Origin of the sequence: Amycolatopsis acidiphila, assembly GCF_021391495.1 — a bacterium.
Classification (GTDB): domain Bacteria; phylum Actinomycetota; class Actinomycetes; order Mycobacteriales; family Pseudonocardiaceae; genus Amycolatopsis_E; species Amycolatopsis_E acidiphila.
This window is the reverse complement of the sequence record NZ_CP090063.1, coordinates 6,759,345-6,774,996: the sequence shown is the minus strand read 5'-3', so window position 1 is coordinate 6,774,996 and position 15,652 is coordinate 6,759,345. Positions and strand designations below refer to the sequence as shown.

General features: G+C 70.8%; 6 protein-coding genes and 1 pseudogene. 3 read left to right on the top strand and 4 right to left on the bottom strand.

What is annotated here, in order from left to right; genetic code table 11:
* Positions 1-52: 52 nt before the first annotated feature.
* Positions 53-1,243 (top strand): annotated as a pseudogene (locus LWP59_RS33090) (S8 family serine peptidase); the annotation flags it as partial.
* Between the two features lie 369 nt (positions 1,244-1,612).
* Here the strand turns inward: LWP59_RS33090 and LWP59_RS33085 are convergent.
* On the bottom strand, positions 1,613-5,281 hold the full coding sequence (locus LWP59_RS33085) for a multifunctional oxoglutarate decarboxylase/oxoglutarate dehydrogenase thiamine pyrophosphate-binding subunit/dihydrolipoyllysine-residue succinyltransferase subunit (protein ID WP_144643064.1): 3,669 nt from the start codon (positions 5,279-5,281) through the stop codon (positions 1,613-1,615).
* A gap of 603 nt (positions 5,282-5,884) precedes the next feature.
* On the opposite strand from LWP59_RS33085, the gene LWP59_RS33080 reads away from it, so the two are divergent.
* Both LWP59_RS33080 and LWP59_RS33075 read left to right on the top strand, forming a co-directional pair.
* Positions 5,885-7,255 carry an FAD-binding oxidoreductase gene (locus LWP59_RS33080; RefSeq protein ID WP_144643065.1) on the top strand — a complete coding sequence of 457 codons (1,371 nt, stop codon included), beginning with the start codon at positions 5,885-5,887 and terminating at the stop codon, positions 7,253-7,255.
* A gap of 64 nt (positions 7,256-7,319) precedes the next feature.
* Positions 7,320-9,593 carry a hypothetical protein gene (locus LWP59_RS33075; protein WP_186383446.1) on the top strand — a complete coding sequence of 758 codons (2,274 nt, stop codon included), beginning with the start codon at positions 7,320-7,322 and terminating at the stop codon, positions 9,591-9,593.
* 3 nt (positions 9,594-9,596) lie between these two features.
* Here the strand turns inward: LWP59_RS33075 and LWP59_RS33070 are convergent, their stop codons facing one another.
* The 3 genes from LWP59_RS33070 to LWP59_RS33060 are packed head-to-tail and all read right to left on the bottom strand — an operon-like array spanning position 9,597 to position 15,340.
* On the bottom strand, positions 9,597-13,343 hold the full coding sequence (locus LWP59_RS33070) for an ABC transporter ATP-binding protein (protein WP_229857667.1): 3,747 nt from the start codon (positions 13,341-13,343) through the stop codon (positions 9,597-9,599).
* 24 nt (positions 13,344-13,367) lie between these two features.
* Positions 13,368-14,252 (bottom strand): ABC-2 transporter permease, encoded by an 885-nt coding sequence (locus LWP59_RS33065; RefSeq protein WP_144643068.1) that lies wholly within the window; start codon positions 14,250-14,252, stop codon positions 13,368-13,370.
* On the bottom strand, positions 14,252-15,340 hold the full coding sequence (locus LWP59_RS33060) for an ABC transporter ATP-binding protein (RefSeq protein WP_144643069.1): 1,089 nt from the start codon (positions 15,338-15,340) through the stop codon (positions 14,252-14,254). The genes LWP59_RS33065 and LWP59_RS33060 overlap by 1 nt, the downstream gene beginning before the upstream one ends.
* Positions 15,341-15,652 lie beyond the last annotated feature (312 nt).

Genomic DNA, 15,652 nt, shown 5'->3' with positions numbered 1-15,652 from the left:
CCACCCCTTGCGGTCCGGTGACTCGTTGCCGGACCGGCCCTGCCAAGGAGGAATGCCTGCCGTGCGCACCCCCACCGGAAAGAAGCGCAGATCCCTCGCCGCCCTCGGTCTTGCCGCCGCCGTGGCGACGATCGCGGCGGTCGCCACCAGCGCCCCCGCGATGGCCAAGGAAAGTTCCGTCGTCGGCACCGGCGGTGCCGATGCGATCAAGGACAGCTACCTGGTCGTGCTCAAGGACACCGCGTCCCCCGTCGACGCGCTGGCCGGCAAGCTCGGCGGTGTCGTGCACCAGAAGTTCTCGGCGGCGCTGAAGGGCTACTCGGCCACCATGAGCGAGGGCCAGGCCAGGCGCGTCGCGGCGGACCCCGCCGTCGCGTACGTCGAGCAGGACCGCGTCGTGCACGTCGCGACGGACCAGCTGAACCCGCCGTCGTGGGGCCTGGACCGGGTCGACCAGCGCTCGCTGCCGCTGAACAGCAAGTACACGTACGCGACGACCGCGTCGAACGTGCACGCGTACATCATCGACACCGGGATCAACCTCACCCACAGCGACTTCGGCGGGCGGGCGAAGTCGGGTTACGACTACGTGGACAACGACAGCAACGCCACCGACTGCAACGGCCACGGTACGCATGTGGCCGGCACGGTCGGCGGTAGTGCTTACGGCCTGGCGAAGGGCGTGCAGCTGACCGCGGTCCGGGTGCTCGACTGCTCGGGTTCGGGTTCGCTGACCGGTGTCATCGCCGGTATCAACTGGGTCGCGCAGAACGCGGTCAAACCGGCCGTGGCGAACATGAGCCTCGGCGGCGGCGCGTCCAGCTCGATCGACAACGCGGTCCGGAACGCGATCTCCGCGGGGGTCACGTTCGCGGTGGCGGCGGGCAACGACAGTGCGGACGCCTGCAGCACGTCCCCGGCCCGCACGGCCGAGGCGATCACGGTCGGCGCGACGACGTCGACGGATGCCAGGGCGAGCTACTCCAACTACGGCAGCTGCCTGGACGTCTTCGCGCCGGGCAGCAGCATCAAGTCCGACTGGATCGGCAGCACCACGGCGACGAACACCATCAGCGGCACCTCGATGGCGACGCCACACGTGACCGGCGCGGCGGCGCTCTACCTGGCGACGCACACCACCGCCTCCCCGGCGACGGTGCGCAACGCCCTGGTGACGGCGGCCACGACGGGCAAGGTGACCAGCGCGGGCAGCGGCTCGCCGAACGTCCTGCTCTACACCGGCCCGTAGGGTCGGGTGGCAGATGCCCTCGTCCGCGCGGCGGGCGGGGGCATCGCCTTGCGGTGCCGCGGAGTTGGGTGGAGCCGACCCGTCAGGCGAGGGCCTCTTGATCTTTGGTCCCGCGCTTCGCCCGGCATGCGGGCCAGTAAGTTGAGCCAACCCACCCCGATTTTTGATCGTTCAACGGCCGGCGGGCCGACCGCTGAAGAGGCTGGGTATCGGGGTCAAGGGGACGGCCGGGCTCGGCTCCTCTCGGCTGCCGTTGCCGGGTTCGCCGTTGGGGGGTGGCTGGGAGTTGTCGGGTGGGTGGTTGCCCAAAGAAAAGCGCCCTTCCGCCTTGCGGCGGAAGGGCACCTTGCTTACAGCTTCGGCTTACTCGAAGGCCTTCGCGATCAGGGCCTTCTGCTCGACCTCGTGCACCTTCGACGAGCCCGCCGAGGGGGCGGCCATCGGGCGGCGGGACACGACGTCCAGGCCCGACAGCAGCTCCGGCAGCTTGCGCGGCAGGTGCAGGCCGAAGAACGGCCACCCGCCCTGGTTCTCCGGCTCCTCCTGGACCCAGCTGACCTTCGAAGCAGCCGTGTAGCGCTCCAGCGCCGCACGCAGCTTCTTCGTCGGCAGCGGGTAGTACTGCTCGATCCGGACGATGGCAACGTCGTTCGCCTCGCGCTTGGTGCGCTCGGCGACCAGCTCCCAGTACAGCTTGCCCGAGGTGAGCAGCACCTTCCGTACCTTGGCGGGGTCCACTTCCTTGTCGTCGATGACCGACATGAACTTCGACTGGCCCACGAAGTCCTCGACCGCGGAGGTCGCCGCCTTGTTGCGCAGCATCGACTTCGGCGTGAAGACGATCATCGGCCGCCGGATGCCGTCGAGGGCGTGCCGGCGCAACAGGTGGAAGTAGTTCGCCGGGGTCGAGGGCACCGCGACGGTCATCGAGCCCTCGGCGCACAGCTGCAGGAACCGCTCGATGCGGCCCGACGTGTGGTCCGGGCCCTGACCCTCGTGCCCGTGCGGCAGCAGCAGCACGACGTCCGAGAGCTGGCCCCACTTCGCTTCACCGGACGAGATGTACTCGTCGATGACGGTCTGCGCGCCGTTGACGAAGTCACCGAACTGCGCTTCCCACAGCACCAGCGCCTCGGAGTTGGCCACCGAGTAGCCGTACTCGAAGCCGACGGCCGCGTACTCGGACAGCGCCGAGTCGTAGATCATCACGCGGGCCTGGTCGTCGGTCAGGCTCTGCAGCGGCGCGTACTCCTGACCGGACTTGCGGTCGATCAGCACCGAGTGCCGCTGGGTGAAGGTGCCGCGCCGCGAGTCCTGGCCCGACAGCCGGACCAGCCGGCCTTCCATCGCCAGCGAACCGAACGCGAGCAGCTCGCCGAACGCCCAGTCGATCCCGCCCTCGCGCGACATCTTCGCGCGGCGCTCCAGCACCGGCTTGACGCGCGGGTGCGGGCTGAAGCCTTCCGGCACGTTCAGGAACGCGTCGCCGATGCGTTCGATGACCTCGCGGGCCACCGCGGTCGGCACCTTGGCCGGCACCTGCTGCTCCTCCTCCACCGAGGGGCTGGCCTTCGCCGGGTGCTTCTCCAGCTCGCGCACCTCGTTGAACACGTGCTCGAGCTGGCTGGAGAAGTCGCGCAGCGCGGCCTCGGCCTCGTCCACGGAGATGTCGCCGCGGCCGATCAGGGCCTCGGTGTAGGTCTTGCGGACCGACCGCTTCGTGTCGATGATGTCGTACATCGCCGGCTGGGTCATCGAAGGGTCGTCGCCCTCGTTGTGGCCGCGGCGGCGGTAGCAGATCATGTCGATCACGACGTCCTTGTTGAACGCCTGCCGGTAGTCCACCGCCAGCTTGGCCACCCAGTGCGCGGCCTCCGGGTCGTCACCGTTCACGTGGAAGATCGGCGCGCCGATCATCTTCGCGACGTCCGTGGCGTACTGCGAGGAGCGCGCGTGCTCCGGCGCGGTGGTGAAGCCGACCTGGTTGTTGATGATGAGGTGCACGCTGCCGCCGGTGCGGTACCCGCGCAGCAGCGCCAGGTTCAGCGTCTCGGCGACCACACCCTGGCCGGCGAACGCCGCGTCGCCGTGCATCAGCACCGGCAGCACGGTGAAGCCCTGGCCGTCCTGGTCGCCCTTGTCGAGGATGTCCTGCTTGGCGCGGACGATGCCTTCGAGCACCGGGTCGACGGTCTCCAGGTGCGACGGGTTGGACGCCAGCGAGACCTTGGTCTCGCCGTCGCCGAACATGCGGAAGTACTTGCCCTCCGCGCCCAGGTGGTACTTCACGTCGCCGGAGCCGTGCGCCTGGCCCGGGTCGAGGTTGCCCTCGAACTCGCGGAAGATCTGCGAGATCGGCTTGCCGACGATGTTGGCCAGCACGTTGAGCCTGCCGCGGTGCGGCATGCCGATGACGACCTCGTCGAGCTCGTGCTCGGCGGCCTTGTCCAGCACGGTGTCCAGCAGCGGGATCACCGTCTCGCCGCCTTCGAGCGAGAACCGCTTCTGGCCGACGTACTTGGTCTGCAGGAAGGTCTCGAAGGCCTCCGCCGCGTTCAGCTTGGACAGCACGTACTTCTGCACGGCGGGGTCCGGCTTCGCGTGCGGCACCTCGACCCGCTCCTGGATCCAGCGGCGCTCCTCCGGGTCCAGGATGTGGGTGTACTCGATGCCGACCGTGCGGCAGTAGGAGTCGCGCAGGACGCCGAGGATGTCGCGCAGCTTCATCCGCTCCTGGCCGGCGAACCCGCCGACGGCGAACTCGCGGTCGAGGTCCCACAGCGTCAGGCCGTGCGAGAGGACGTCGAGGTCCTCGTGGCGGCGCTGGCGGTAGTTCAGCGGGTCGGTGTCGGCCATCAGGTGGCCGCGCATCCGGTAGGCGTCGATCAGCTCGAGCACCCGGGCGGTCTTGTCCACCGCCCCTGCCGGGATGTCCGCGACCCAGCGGATCGGCTCGTAGGGCAGCCGCAGCGACGTGAAGATGTCGTCGTAGAAGCCGTCCTCGCCGAGCAGCAGCTCATGGATGCGCTTGAGGAACTCGCCGGACTCCGCGCCCTGGATGATGCGGTGGTCGTAGGTCGAGGTCAGCGTCATGATCTTGCTGATGCCCAGGTCGATCAGCGTCTTCTCGCTGGTGCCCTCGAAGTGCGCCGGGTACTGCATGGCACCGACGCCGATGATCGCGCCCTGACCCGCCTGCAGCCGCGGCACCGAGTGGTTCGTGCCGATGCCGCCCGGGTTGGTCAGCGAGATGGTGGTGCCCGCGAAGTCGTCCGCGGTGAGCTTGTTGTTGCGCGCCTTCTTGACGATGTCCTCGTAGGCCTGCCAGAACTGGAGGAACGACATGTTCTCCGTGTTCTTGATGGAGGCGACCACGAGGGTGCGGCTGCCGTCCTTGCCCTTCATGTCGATGGCGAGGCCGAGGTTGACGTGCTCCGGCGTGACCGCGAACGGCTTCCCGTCCGCCAGCTGGTAGTGCCGGTTCATGTTCGGGTAGTCGTGCAGCGCGCGGACCATCGCGTACCCGATGAGGTGGGTGAAGGAGATCTTCCCGCCGCGGGTGCGCTTGAGGTGGTTGTTGATGACGATGCGGTTGTCGGCCATCAGCTTGGCGGGCACGGCACGCACGCTGGTCGCGGTCGGGACGCTCAGCGAGGCGTCCATGTTCTTCGCGATCGCGGCGGCGGCGCCACGCAGCTGCTTGGTCTCCTCGTCCGTGGCCGGCTTCGCGGCGGCCGCCTGCGGCTTCGCGGTGGCGGGCTGCGGCTTGGCGGCGGGAGCGGACTGTGCGGCGGTCTTCGCCGTGGTGGCCTTGCCGTTCGTCGACGGCTTCGGCGGCGGGGTCTGCGCGGCGGGGGCGCTGCTGCCCGCGGTGTCCGGCTTGGTCTCCGGCGTCTGCGTCGGCTTGAAGTCGGAGAAGAAGTCATGCCAGGCGGCATCTACTGAGGAAGGGTCGGCGAGGAACTGGTCGTACATCTCCTCGACGAGCCATTCGTTGGGGCCGAACTGTGACGCAGGGCTGCTGCTGGACACGGCAGGGACTCGCCTCTATCCATCTCGATCTTGGTTGTCCGCTTGATGCGCCTACCAGGCTAACCCCACGGCCTTTTCGGATGTGATCGAAGTGGTGCATCTCCGTTGCAAGTCGGTTTGGGATTCCTCACTTGATCGATGCAGGACCCGATGGAGTTGCTACAGGGCGGTGCGGCGGGCGTGGCCGAACCGAGGGGGACCGGACAGTCCACTCGGTCGTCAGCGGAGGAGGGGAAGGGGCGCCGCACCACGGCTGACCTGGGCCGACGTGGTTCGACCGCGTCGGTTGTGCTCATCACCGCGATGCGGAAGGCGCAGTCGAAGTGCCCCCGGCGAATGCAGGAAATTGTCTCGGAAACGGCGAGGACGACGACACGAGCCGTCACATCGTGGCCGCCGCGGTGGAAAACCTCCCGCCACGGGGCCCCACGCGGTCCAGACCTATGCCGGTCAGGACCAGACCAGTGATGGGGTGCGGACGCGAAGGCGGCTGCCGGGCCGCGCGCGGAGTACCGACGCCCGCCATGAGCGGCGTCTCACCTGCCGGTCGCCGGGGCCGGCGAACGGACTGCCCCGCGTAGCCTCAAGGGTCGGAGGTGTCCCATGGATCTGGTGTCCGAACTGCGTGGGGTGGTCCCCGCGGAACGGGTGCTCGACGACCCGGACGTGGTCGAGGGCTATCTGCAGGACCACGCGGAATGGGCCGAGTACGCGCAGGCCGCCGCGGTGGTCCGGCCGCGCGGCACCGCCGAGGTGCAGGCGGTCGTCCGGCTGGCAGCCGAGCATGGCGTACCCGTCGTGCCGCGCGGCGCGGGCACCGGCCTCTCCGGCGGCGCCAACGCCGTCGAAGGCTGCATCGTGCTGGCGTTGGAGGCGATGAACCAGGTCCTCGAGATCGACCACGCCGAGCGGCTCGCCGTCGTGCAGCCGGGCGTGGTGAACGACGACCTGCGCGCGGCCTGCGCGGCGGAGGGCCTGTGGTACCCGCCGGACCCGGCGAGCGCGCCCTGGTCGACCATCGGCGGCAACGTCGCCACCAACGCGGGTGGCCTGTGCTGCGTCAAGTACGGCGTCACGCGTGACTACGTGCTGGCGCTGGAGGTCGTGACCGGGCGCGGTGACGTGGTCCGGCTCGGGCGGCGCACCGCCAAGGGCGTCGCGGGGTACGACCTGTGCGGCCTGATGGTCGGCTCCGAGGGCACGCTGGGCGTGATCACCGAGATCACCGTCCGGCTGCGGCCGAAGCGGCTCGCCGAGCGCACGATCGCCGGGTACTTCGACTCCGTCGTGGCCGCCGGTGAGGCGGTCAGCGCGGTGTCCGCGTCCGGGGTCGTCCCGTCCGCGCTGGAACTGGTCGACAAGCACTGCCTGCAGGCCGTGGACGCGTGGAAGAACATGGGCCTGTCCACCGAGGCCGACGTCGTGCTGCTCGGCCGGGTCGACACCCCCGGGCAGGCCGGGGAGGACGAGGCCCGGACGGTCCTGCGGTGCTTCGAGGAGGCGGGCGCCACGTGGGCGGCGGTGTCGTCCGACGAGCAGGAGGCCGAGGCGCTGTTCGACGCGCGGCGGCTGGCCTATCCCGCGCTGGAGCGGCTGGGGCCGGTGCTGACCGAGGACGTCTGCGTGCCGAGGGCGCTGGTGCCGGAGATGCTGGCGCGCATCGAGAAGGCCGCGGCCGCGCACGACACCCTGATCGCCAACATCGCACACGCCGGGGACGGCAACCTGCACCCGCTGCTGATCACCCCGATCGGCGACGAGGACGCGAAGCGCCGCGCGCAGGCGGCGTTCGAGGACATCATCGCGGACGCGATCGAGCTGGGCGGCACGGTGACCGGCGAGCACGGCGTGGGCCTGCTCAAGCGCGGCGGGCTCCGCCGCGAGGTGAGCCCGGCCGTGCTCGACCTGCACCGCGCGGTCAAGACGGCGCTCGACCCGCTGAACATCCTCAACCCGGGCAAGATCTTCACCTGACCAGAGCAGCAACCGGGGGCGCGGGAAAGCCGTCATAAGGGGCGTGACGGACCAGACGACAGCTGTGGCCGAGAGTGCGCCGGCGGACGACGGTGTCATGCGCCGGCTCGTGTCGGCCGAGTTGCCGGCCATCGTCGACGAGGTGCTGGCCCAGCCGAAGATCCTCCGCTCCTGCGAGGAGCTCAAGCTCGACCCCGCCGACCTCCGGGCCCGCCTGCTCGCCGAACCCGACGTCCTGCTCAGCCCGACCAACGCCGAGATCTCCGCCTACCGGGACGCCGGGCGCGCGCTCGGCGCGGTGGACGCGAGCACCCCGGGCACCGAGCGGACCTGGGTGAGCGACTCCAGGGCACTGTTCGAGTTCGTCCTGCTGCTGGTCGCCCCGGCCACCGTGCTCGGCGCCGCCGCCCTGCTCGCGCACACCTACGGCGGCGGCGGTTCCCTGCTCGTCAAGATCGTGCTGACCCCGGCCATCGTGTTCGGCGCGCTGCTGGTCTATTTCGGACTCCTCATCGGCGGCATGCTCGTGCTCGACAACAGCACGATTCCGGCCCGGCCCGGGCCGTGGGGCACCGCCAAAGCGCGCAGGGCGGCGCGCTGGCTGGCGTTCGTCGTCGCGGTCGGGGTGGTGGTCGTGGTGTGGCCGTCCTTCGCCCGGTTCGTGAGCCTGCCGGGCGCGGTCGCCGCCGCCGTGCTCGCCTTCGTCGGCCTGTGCATCGCGGCGTTCGTGTGCGCCGACGACGCCACTGCCGCGAGCAAGTCCACCACCCGCACCGTCCGGGCGGTACAGGCGCGGCTGCGGGCCGACGCGGCGGCAGCACTCGCCCAATGGCGCAAGGCGGCGCGGTTGGCCGTCGAACCCGCGGTCGGCAGGCTCATCAGCCGCCTCGCGGCGCCGTCCTACGACGTGGTCCTGACCGTCCGCGACGACTCCGGCCTTGCCACGATGGCCAGCACCGACCTGGCCGTCGAGACGGTGGCCACCGACCGCTTCCGCCGGGTGCTCGGCGGGCTGCGGGCCGGGGCGATCGGGGTCGCCGGGCCCCGCGGGGTCGGCAAGACGACCCTGCTCGAGGCGCATCGCGAAGGGCGGCTGCTGCCGGCCGGGCGCGAGCACCTGCTGATCCGGGTCGACGCCCCGATCGGTTACGAGGGCCGCGACTTCGCATTGCACGTCTACGCCGCCGCCTGCCAGGCCGTCATCGGGTACAAGAGCACCTCGCGCTCGGTCAAGCAGCGGATCTTCGGCCGCCGCAGCAGGGACGAGAAGCTCTGGCTCTGGCTCGTCGGGAGCGCGGCGAACCGGCTGGAGAACATCCGCTACCTGCAGACCCGCACCACCGGCTGGTCGGGGAAGCTGACGCTGCCGGTCGTCTCCGCCGACGCCTCCGCGACCCGCTCGACGGCCAAGGCCCGGCAGCCGCTGACCTACCCCGAGATCATCACCGAGCTGCGGGAGTTCCTCGCGGTGGTCGCCGAAGTGCTCGCCGCCGTGCACGCGAGTGCCGCGACGACCCCGCTGGTGGTGGCGATCGACGAGCTGGACAAGATCGCCTCGCCCGAGCACGCGCACCGGTTCGTCAACGAGCTCAAGGCGTTGTTCGGGGTGCCCGGCTGCCACTTCGTGCTCTCGGTGTCGGAGGACGCGCTGGTCTCGTTCGAGCGACGCGGGTTCGCGGTGCGCGACGCGTTCGACAGTGCCTTCGACGAGATCATCCGGGTGGACCAGCTGACCCTGCCGGAGAGCCGGAAACTGCTCAGCAGCAGGCTGATCGGGCTCGCCGAGCCCTTCGTGTGCTTCTGTCACAGCTTCTCCGGCGGCCTGCCGCGCGACCTGATCCGCGTCGCCAGGGCGATGATGGACCTCGCGCACGCGGCACCGGCGCCGACGCTCGCGCAGGTGTGCTCGGCGTTGACCGGCACCGCGATCGAGCAGGCGGCGCGGCTGGCGCAGCGGGAGCTGCGGCCGCTGGGCCACGTCCCCGCCGCCGTCGAGCTGATCCGGCTGGCCGACGGGCCGTGGCTGGCCGCGCAGGGCACCGGCGAGCTGTTCAGCACGGTGGGGAGGCTGGCCGCGACACCCACCGAAGCCGCCGTGCAGGCCGGTGCCGTGCGGCTGGAGCTGGCGACCTTCCTCTACTTCGCGCTGACCCTGCGCGAGGTCTTCGACGACGAGCTGACGAAGGACCAGATCGTCAAGGCCTCCGCGGCCGCCGGGCCGGGCTCGTTCGAAACCCTCGCCAGGGCCCGGCAGGCCTTCGGCGACAACATGATGCAGGCGTGGCTGCTCGTCGAGCAGTTCCGGGCGGCGTGGGGCCTCGCCGTTGTCGACCGGTGAGGCTCACTCGTGGTTGCCCGTCCGCCACAGCTCGGCGTACTGCCCGTTCGCGGCGAGGAGCTGGGCGTGCGTGCCCTGCTCGACGACGCGACCGTGGGCGAGCACGACGATCCGGTCCGCGCGGGCGGCCGTCGCGAGCCGGTGGGCGACCACGAAGGTCGTCCGTCGGCGCGCCAGGTTCTCGGTCGCCTGCAGCACCGCGGCCTCGGTCGACGGGTCCAGCGCCGCCGTCGCCTCGTCGAGCAGCAGCACGTCCGGGTCGACCAGCTCGGCACGCGCCAGCGCGATCAGCTGCCGCTGCCCGGCCGAGAGCGACCTGCCGCGCTCGCCGACCGGCTGCCGGAACCCCGCGGGCAACGCCGCCACCCCGTCGAGCGCGCCGACGGCGCGGACGGCGGCCTCCACGTCGGCGTCGCTCGCGTCCGGCCGTCCGTAGCGCACGTTCTCCGCGACCGTGCCCGAGAACAGGTGCGCCTCCTGCGGCACCACGCCCATCCGGTGCCGCAGCCCGGGCAGGTCGTAGTCCTTCACGTCCACGCCGTCGATGCCGACCTTGCCGCCGGTCGCGTCGTAGAACCGGGCGACCAGCTTCACCGCCGTCGACTTGCCCGCGCCCGTCGCGCCCACCAGCGCGACCGTCTCGCCCGGCACGACCTTGAGCGAGATGTCCGCCAGCGCCAGCGCATCCGTGCCGGGGTAGGAGAAGTCGACGGCGTCGAAGGTGACCTCGCCGGACAACCGGTCCGGCACCGGGAGCGGGTTCGCCGCCCGCGGTACCGACGTCGGCGTGCGCAGCAGGTCGCTGATCCGGCGCAGGCCGACCTTCGCTTGCTGGTAGCCGTCGAACACCGAGGACAGCTGCTGGATCGGGGAGAAGAACAGGTTCAGGTACAGCAGGAACCCGAGCAGCACGCCGACCGGCAGCGTGCCGCCCGCGACCCGGCTCGACCCCGCCACCAGCACGATCGCCTCGGCGACCCCGGAAAGCAGGGTGACGAAAGGGAAGTAGGTCGCGACATAGCGTTGGGCGCGTAGCCGGGAGCGGCGGTAGGCGTCGCTGCGGGATGCGAAGTCCTCGGCCGAGCGCTCCTCGCGGCTGTAGGCCTGCGCGACCCGCAGGCCGCTGACGTTCTCCTGCATGTCGGCGTTGACGACGCTCACCCGTTCCCGCGCCTCGTTGTAGGCGGCGGTGGCGAGCCTGCGGAAGACCACCGTGGCGACGATCAGGATCGGCAGCACGGAAAGCGCGTACAGGGCAAGGGAGACGTCGGTGATCAGCAGCGCGGCCGAGATGCCGAGGAGGGTGAGCGCGCTGATCACGGCCTGCGCGACGCCGGTCTGCAGGAACGTCGAGAGCGCGTCGACGTCCGTGGTCATCCGCGTCATGATCTTGCCGGACAGCTCGCGCTCGTAGTAGTCGAGGCCGAGCCGCTGCAGATGCGCGTAGCTGCGCACGCGCAGCGAGTAGAGCACCGTCTCCCCGGCGCGCGCGGTGATCCGGGTCTGCGCGCGGATCACCACCCAGTCCAGCGCGATGATCACCGCGCCGATCGCGGCGGTGATCCAGACGACCGACTCGACGCCGGGCCGGACACCGTGGTCCACGCCGAGCTGGTAGAGCGCGGGCAGCGCGATCGACGCCCCCGCGTCCAGCCCGACCAGCACGATCACCGCCGTCAGCAGGGTGCGCACCGGCCGGAGCAGCCGCCCGAGGCGGAACCGGGGGTCCGGTCCGGTGACGTTCTCCGGCACCAGCGCCGGGACGTCCGTGGCGGGCGGCAGCCTGCGCACGCCCTCGATGAGCTCCGGGGTCGGCGGCACGTCGAACGCGCCGCGCATCCCGCCCATCCCGCCGCCGGCGGCGGCCGGGGTGGCGCTGCGCTGCTGCGCGGCGTCCGCGAGCTGTCCGGCGTCGTCCTGGTCGACCGGCGCCGGCCACAGCTCCGGTGTGACGCCGCTTTCCGGGCGCACCACGCATTCGCGCCGGTGCTTCTCCTCGACGCCCTCACCGGGACCGGAGACCAGTTCCCGGTACAGCTCGCAGCGTTCCTCGAGCTCCTTGGCCGTGCCCACGTCGACGACCCGGCCCGCGTCCAGCACGGCGATCCGGTCGGCGAGCGCCAGCGTCGACTTGCGGTGTGCGATGAGCAGCGTCGTACGGGTGGCGGTGACCGCGCGCAGGGTGTCATGGATCGCGGCCTCGGTGACCGTGTCCACGGCCGAGGTCGCGTCGTCGAGGATCAGCACGCGCGGGTCGGTGAGCAGCGCCCTGGCCAGCCCGAGCCGTTGCCGCTGACCACCCGAGAGCATCAGCCCCCGTTCGCCGACGAGCGTGTCGTAGCCCAGGGGCAGCTGCATGATGAACTCGTGCGCCTCCGCGGCCTTGGCGGCCGCGTGGACCTCCTCGTCGCTCGCGTCCGGCCTGCCGTAGGCGATGTTGTCGCGCACCGAGCTGGAGAACAGGAACGCTTCCTCGAACACCACGCCGATCGCCTTGCGCAGGTCGGCGAGGCGCACGTCCCGCACGTCGCAGCCGCCGAGCCGGACCGAGCCCGCGTGCACGTCGTAGAACCGGGGCAGCAGCAACGAAATCGTCGACTTCCCCGAGCCCGCGGTGCCGACCAGTGCGAGCGTCTCGCCCGGCTCGGCCTCCACCGACATCCTGTCGAGCACTGGTTCGGACCGCGTGTAGCCGAACTTCACGTCGTCGAGCCGGATGCCGAGCGGCCCCTCGGGCAGCGGGCGGGCGTCCGGCTTGTCGCGGACCTCGGGCTGGGCGTCGATCAGCTCGTACACCCGGTCCGCGCCCGCGCGCGTCAGCTGCGCCTGCACCACCATCGCCGAGAGCATCCGGGCCGGGCCGATCAGGCCGGACACGTAGCTGGCGAAGGCGAGGAAGGTGCCGAGGCTCACTTCGCCGCGAAGCGCGAGGATGCCACCGAAGGCGAGAACGGCGACCTGTCCGGCCGCGGGCAGCGCGGAGGTCGTCGCCGTCGGCACGGCCGACAGCCGGGCCGCCCGCAGCCGCTCCGCGAACAGCTTCTTCGCCGTGTTCTCCAGCCGGGAGACCTCCCGCGCCTCCTGGCCGAAGCCCTTGACCACGCGCACGCCCGTCACGGTCTCCTCGACGTGCTGCGCCACGTCCGCGGCCCGCTGCTGCGCCGACCAGGTGGCCGGGAACAACCGCTTGCGGGAGGCGCCCGCGACGATCGCGACCGCGGGCACCACGACCAGCGCGATCAGCGTCAACGCCGGTGACATCCACAGCATCGCCCCGAGCGAGAACAGGGCGAAGATGACCGAACCGGCCGAAACGGGTGTCACCATCAGCAGCGAGACGACCAGCTGCAGGTCGGTGATCGCCCGGGACACGACCTGGCCGGTGCGCAGCGTGTCCTGCTTGCCGCCGTCCAAACGCGACACCGCGCCGAACACCGCCCGCCGCAGGTCGTGCTGCACGTCCAAGGCCAGCCGGCCGCCCACGTAACGGCGGACGAACGCGGTGGCGAACATCAGCACCTGCACCCCGACCAGCCCGGCGGCCAGCAGCCCCAGCTGCGAGGTCCGGCCGCCGACGGCGTCGTCGACCGCGACCTTCACCAGCAGCGGGCCGACGGCCTGGAAGCCGACGCTGACGACGGCCGCGGCGAGCGAGAGGACGACGAGCCAGGGATGCCGCCAGCAGGCGGCGCCCAGTCTGCGGATCCAGCCGGTCTTCGGTTCAGTTGTGGTGGGAGCAGCAGCGGTCACACGCTCCAGGTTATGCGCGCCGGCTCAGGTGATGTCGCGCCGCTGGTTCGCGACCCATCCGCCGGCGAAGAACACCATGGTCCAGGCGAAGAACACCAGCGCCGAGGCCCACCACGAGAACGCGCCGGGCGCGCCCGCGACGTACTGCAGCGTCCACTGCGCCTCCGCGTCCAGCCCGGGCACCTTCACCCCGGCCGCGCCGAAGGCCTGCGCCCCGATCGCGCCCACGATGCCGTTCATCGTGCCGTTGGGCAGCACCCCGCCCAGCCAGTCCACCCGCCACAGCCCGTAGAAGATCAGGACCAGCACGTTCTCGATCACCAGCAGGTAGATGACCAGGGTGACCACGCTGCCGACGACGCTGTTCCAGACCGCGCCGACGCCGATGCCGAACAGCGTCGCGAGGACCCCGGCGAGCACGCTCGCGCCGACGACGGCCAGCCACTGGCCGCCCGTCGGCAGCCGCGAGCCGTCGACCGTGAGCGCGATGCCCAGGCTCGCCGCGGCGGCGACCACGAGGCCGTAGACCGCGCCCCAGACGCTGTAGGTGATCATCTTCGCGGTCAGCACGGAAACCCGGTTCGGGGCCGTGAGGAACGTCGTCGTGATCGTCTTCTTGCTGTACTCACCGGCGAGCGCGAACACACCGAAGATCACCGGGAACGTCAGCCCGATGTTGATCCCGTGCCCGATGGCCAGCAGGCCCATCGGCAGGTGGCCGGTCTCGATGCCCAGCGCCTGCGCGATGATCTGCGTCTCGCTGCTGGAGAGCACGTCGCCGACCTCGTTGGCGAACGCGCCCCAGCCGAGCGCGAACCCGAAGGCCAGCACGACGGCCGGGATCATCAGCCCCCACCAGCTCTTCGTGGTGAGCGTCTTGCGGAACTCCGCGACGAGCAAGCGGCCCATCAGCGCTGTCCTCCCCAACCCTGGTGCGGGCCCGGCTGCTGGTAGCCGCCCGGTGGTGTCTGATACGGCTGCTGCTGCGGTGGTTGCTGTGGCGGATAGCCCGGCGGTGGCGGCCCCCAGCCGCCGCCCTGCTGCGGCGGATACTGCTGCTGGTACTGCGGCTGCTGGTACGGCGCGCCGGCGTACTGACCGTTGGTCAGCTGGAAGAACAGCTTCTCCAGGTCCGCCCGGTCCTCTTCGATGCCGTACACCGCGAGGCCCGACTTCGCGACCAGGTCGCCGATCTGCTGCCGCGTCGCGCCCAGCACCGCCACCCGGCCGTCCGGGGTCGGCTCGATCTGGCCGAAGCCGCCCTCCTGCAACGCTTTCACCAGCGCGTTCGGATCGGCCGCCTGCACCAGCACCCGCGACTGCTGGCTGCCGCGCAGCTGCTCGAGCGAACCGTAGTAGCGCGTCACGCCGTGGCTGATGATCACCACCTGGTCGATCGTCTGCTCCACTTCGGACAGCAGGTGGCTCGACACCAGTACCGTGCGGCCTTCACGTGCGTAGGCACGCAAGAAGTTGCGCAGCCAAAGGATCCCCTCGGGGTCCAGACCGTTCGCAGGCTCGTCGAGCACCAGCACCTGCGGGTTGCCCAGCAACGCCGTCGCCAGTGCCAGCCGCTGCCGCATCCCGAGCGAGAACCCGCCCGGCTTGCGCTCCGCGGCGGCCGAAAGCCCCACCAGTCCCAGCACCTCGTCCGCGCGCTGATCCGGCACCCCGATCGCCGACGCGTACACCCGCAGGTGGTTGCGGGCGGTCCGTTTCGGATGGAAGCCCTCGTTCTCCAGTACCGCGCCCACGATCCGCGCCGGGTTGCCCAGCTGGTCGTACGGCAAACCGCTCACCGTCGCGACCCCCGCCGTCGGGGTGACCAGGCCGAGGATCATGCGCAGGGTCGTCGTCTTCCCCGCGCCGTTCGGGCCGAGGAACCCCGTCACCGACCCCGGTTCCACCACGAAGCTCAGGTTCTGCACAGCCGAGACCGGGCCGAAGGTCTTACTGAGATTCTGCACGACAATCCGGCCGCTACCGTTGTTCTGCATCACGTCCCCCTAGATCCGGCGAATGGGTGAACCTCGGCGCAGCCGACATCCTGCCTCATCCGCGGGCCGCACGGGGCGTGGAGGGGGAAACTCCCGCTTGGTCGGTGAATCACGACGTCACATCGCGGCCGGTGAAGAAGTATTTCGAGTAAAACCCGAACCCCATGCAGCGAACTCGGATGGGACCACCTAAGCTGGTTGTGGCGGCCCGCTCCCAGTGACCCCCAGGCTGGTCGAGCGGGCCGCCCCTGTTTGCCGGGCTTCGCCGGCTTCCCTCTTTGCTCGACTTCGCGTCTTTTTTGGGGGTCGGAC

Bases quoted from the DNA above. Each gene is read 5' to 3' on its own strand.
- LWP59_RS33080 (WP_144643065.1), top strand. From the start codon at position 5,885: ATGGATCTGGTGTCCGAACTGCGTGGGGTGGTCCCCGCGGAACGGGTG.
- LWP59_RS33065 (WP_144643068.1), bottom strand. From the start codon at position 14,252: ATGGGCCGCTTGCTCGTCGCGGAGTTCCGCAAGACGCTCACCACGAAG.
- LWP59_RS33060 (WP_144643069.1), bottom strand. From the start codon at position 15,340: ATGCAGAACAACGGTAGCGGCCGGATTGTCGTGCAGAATCTCAGTAAG.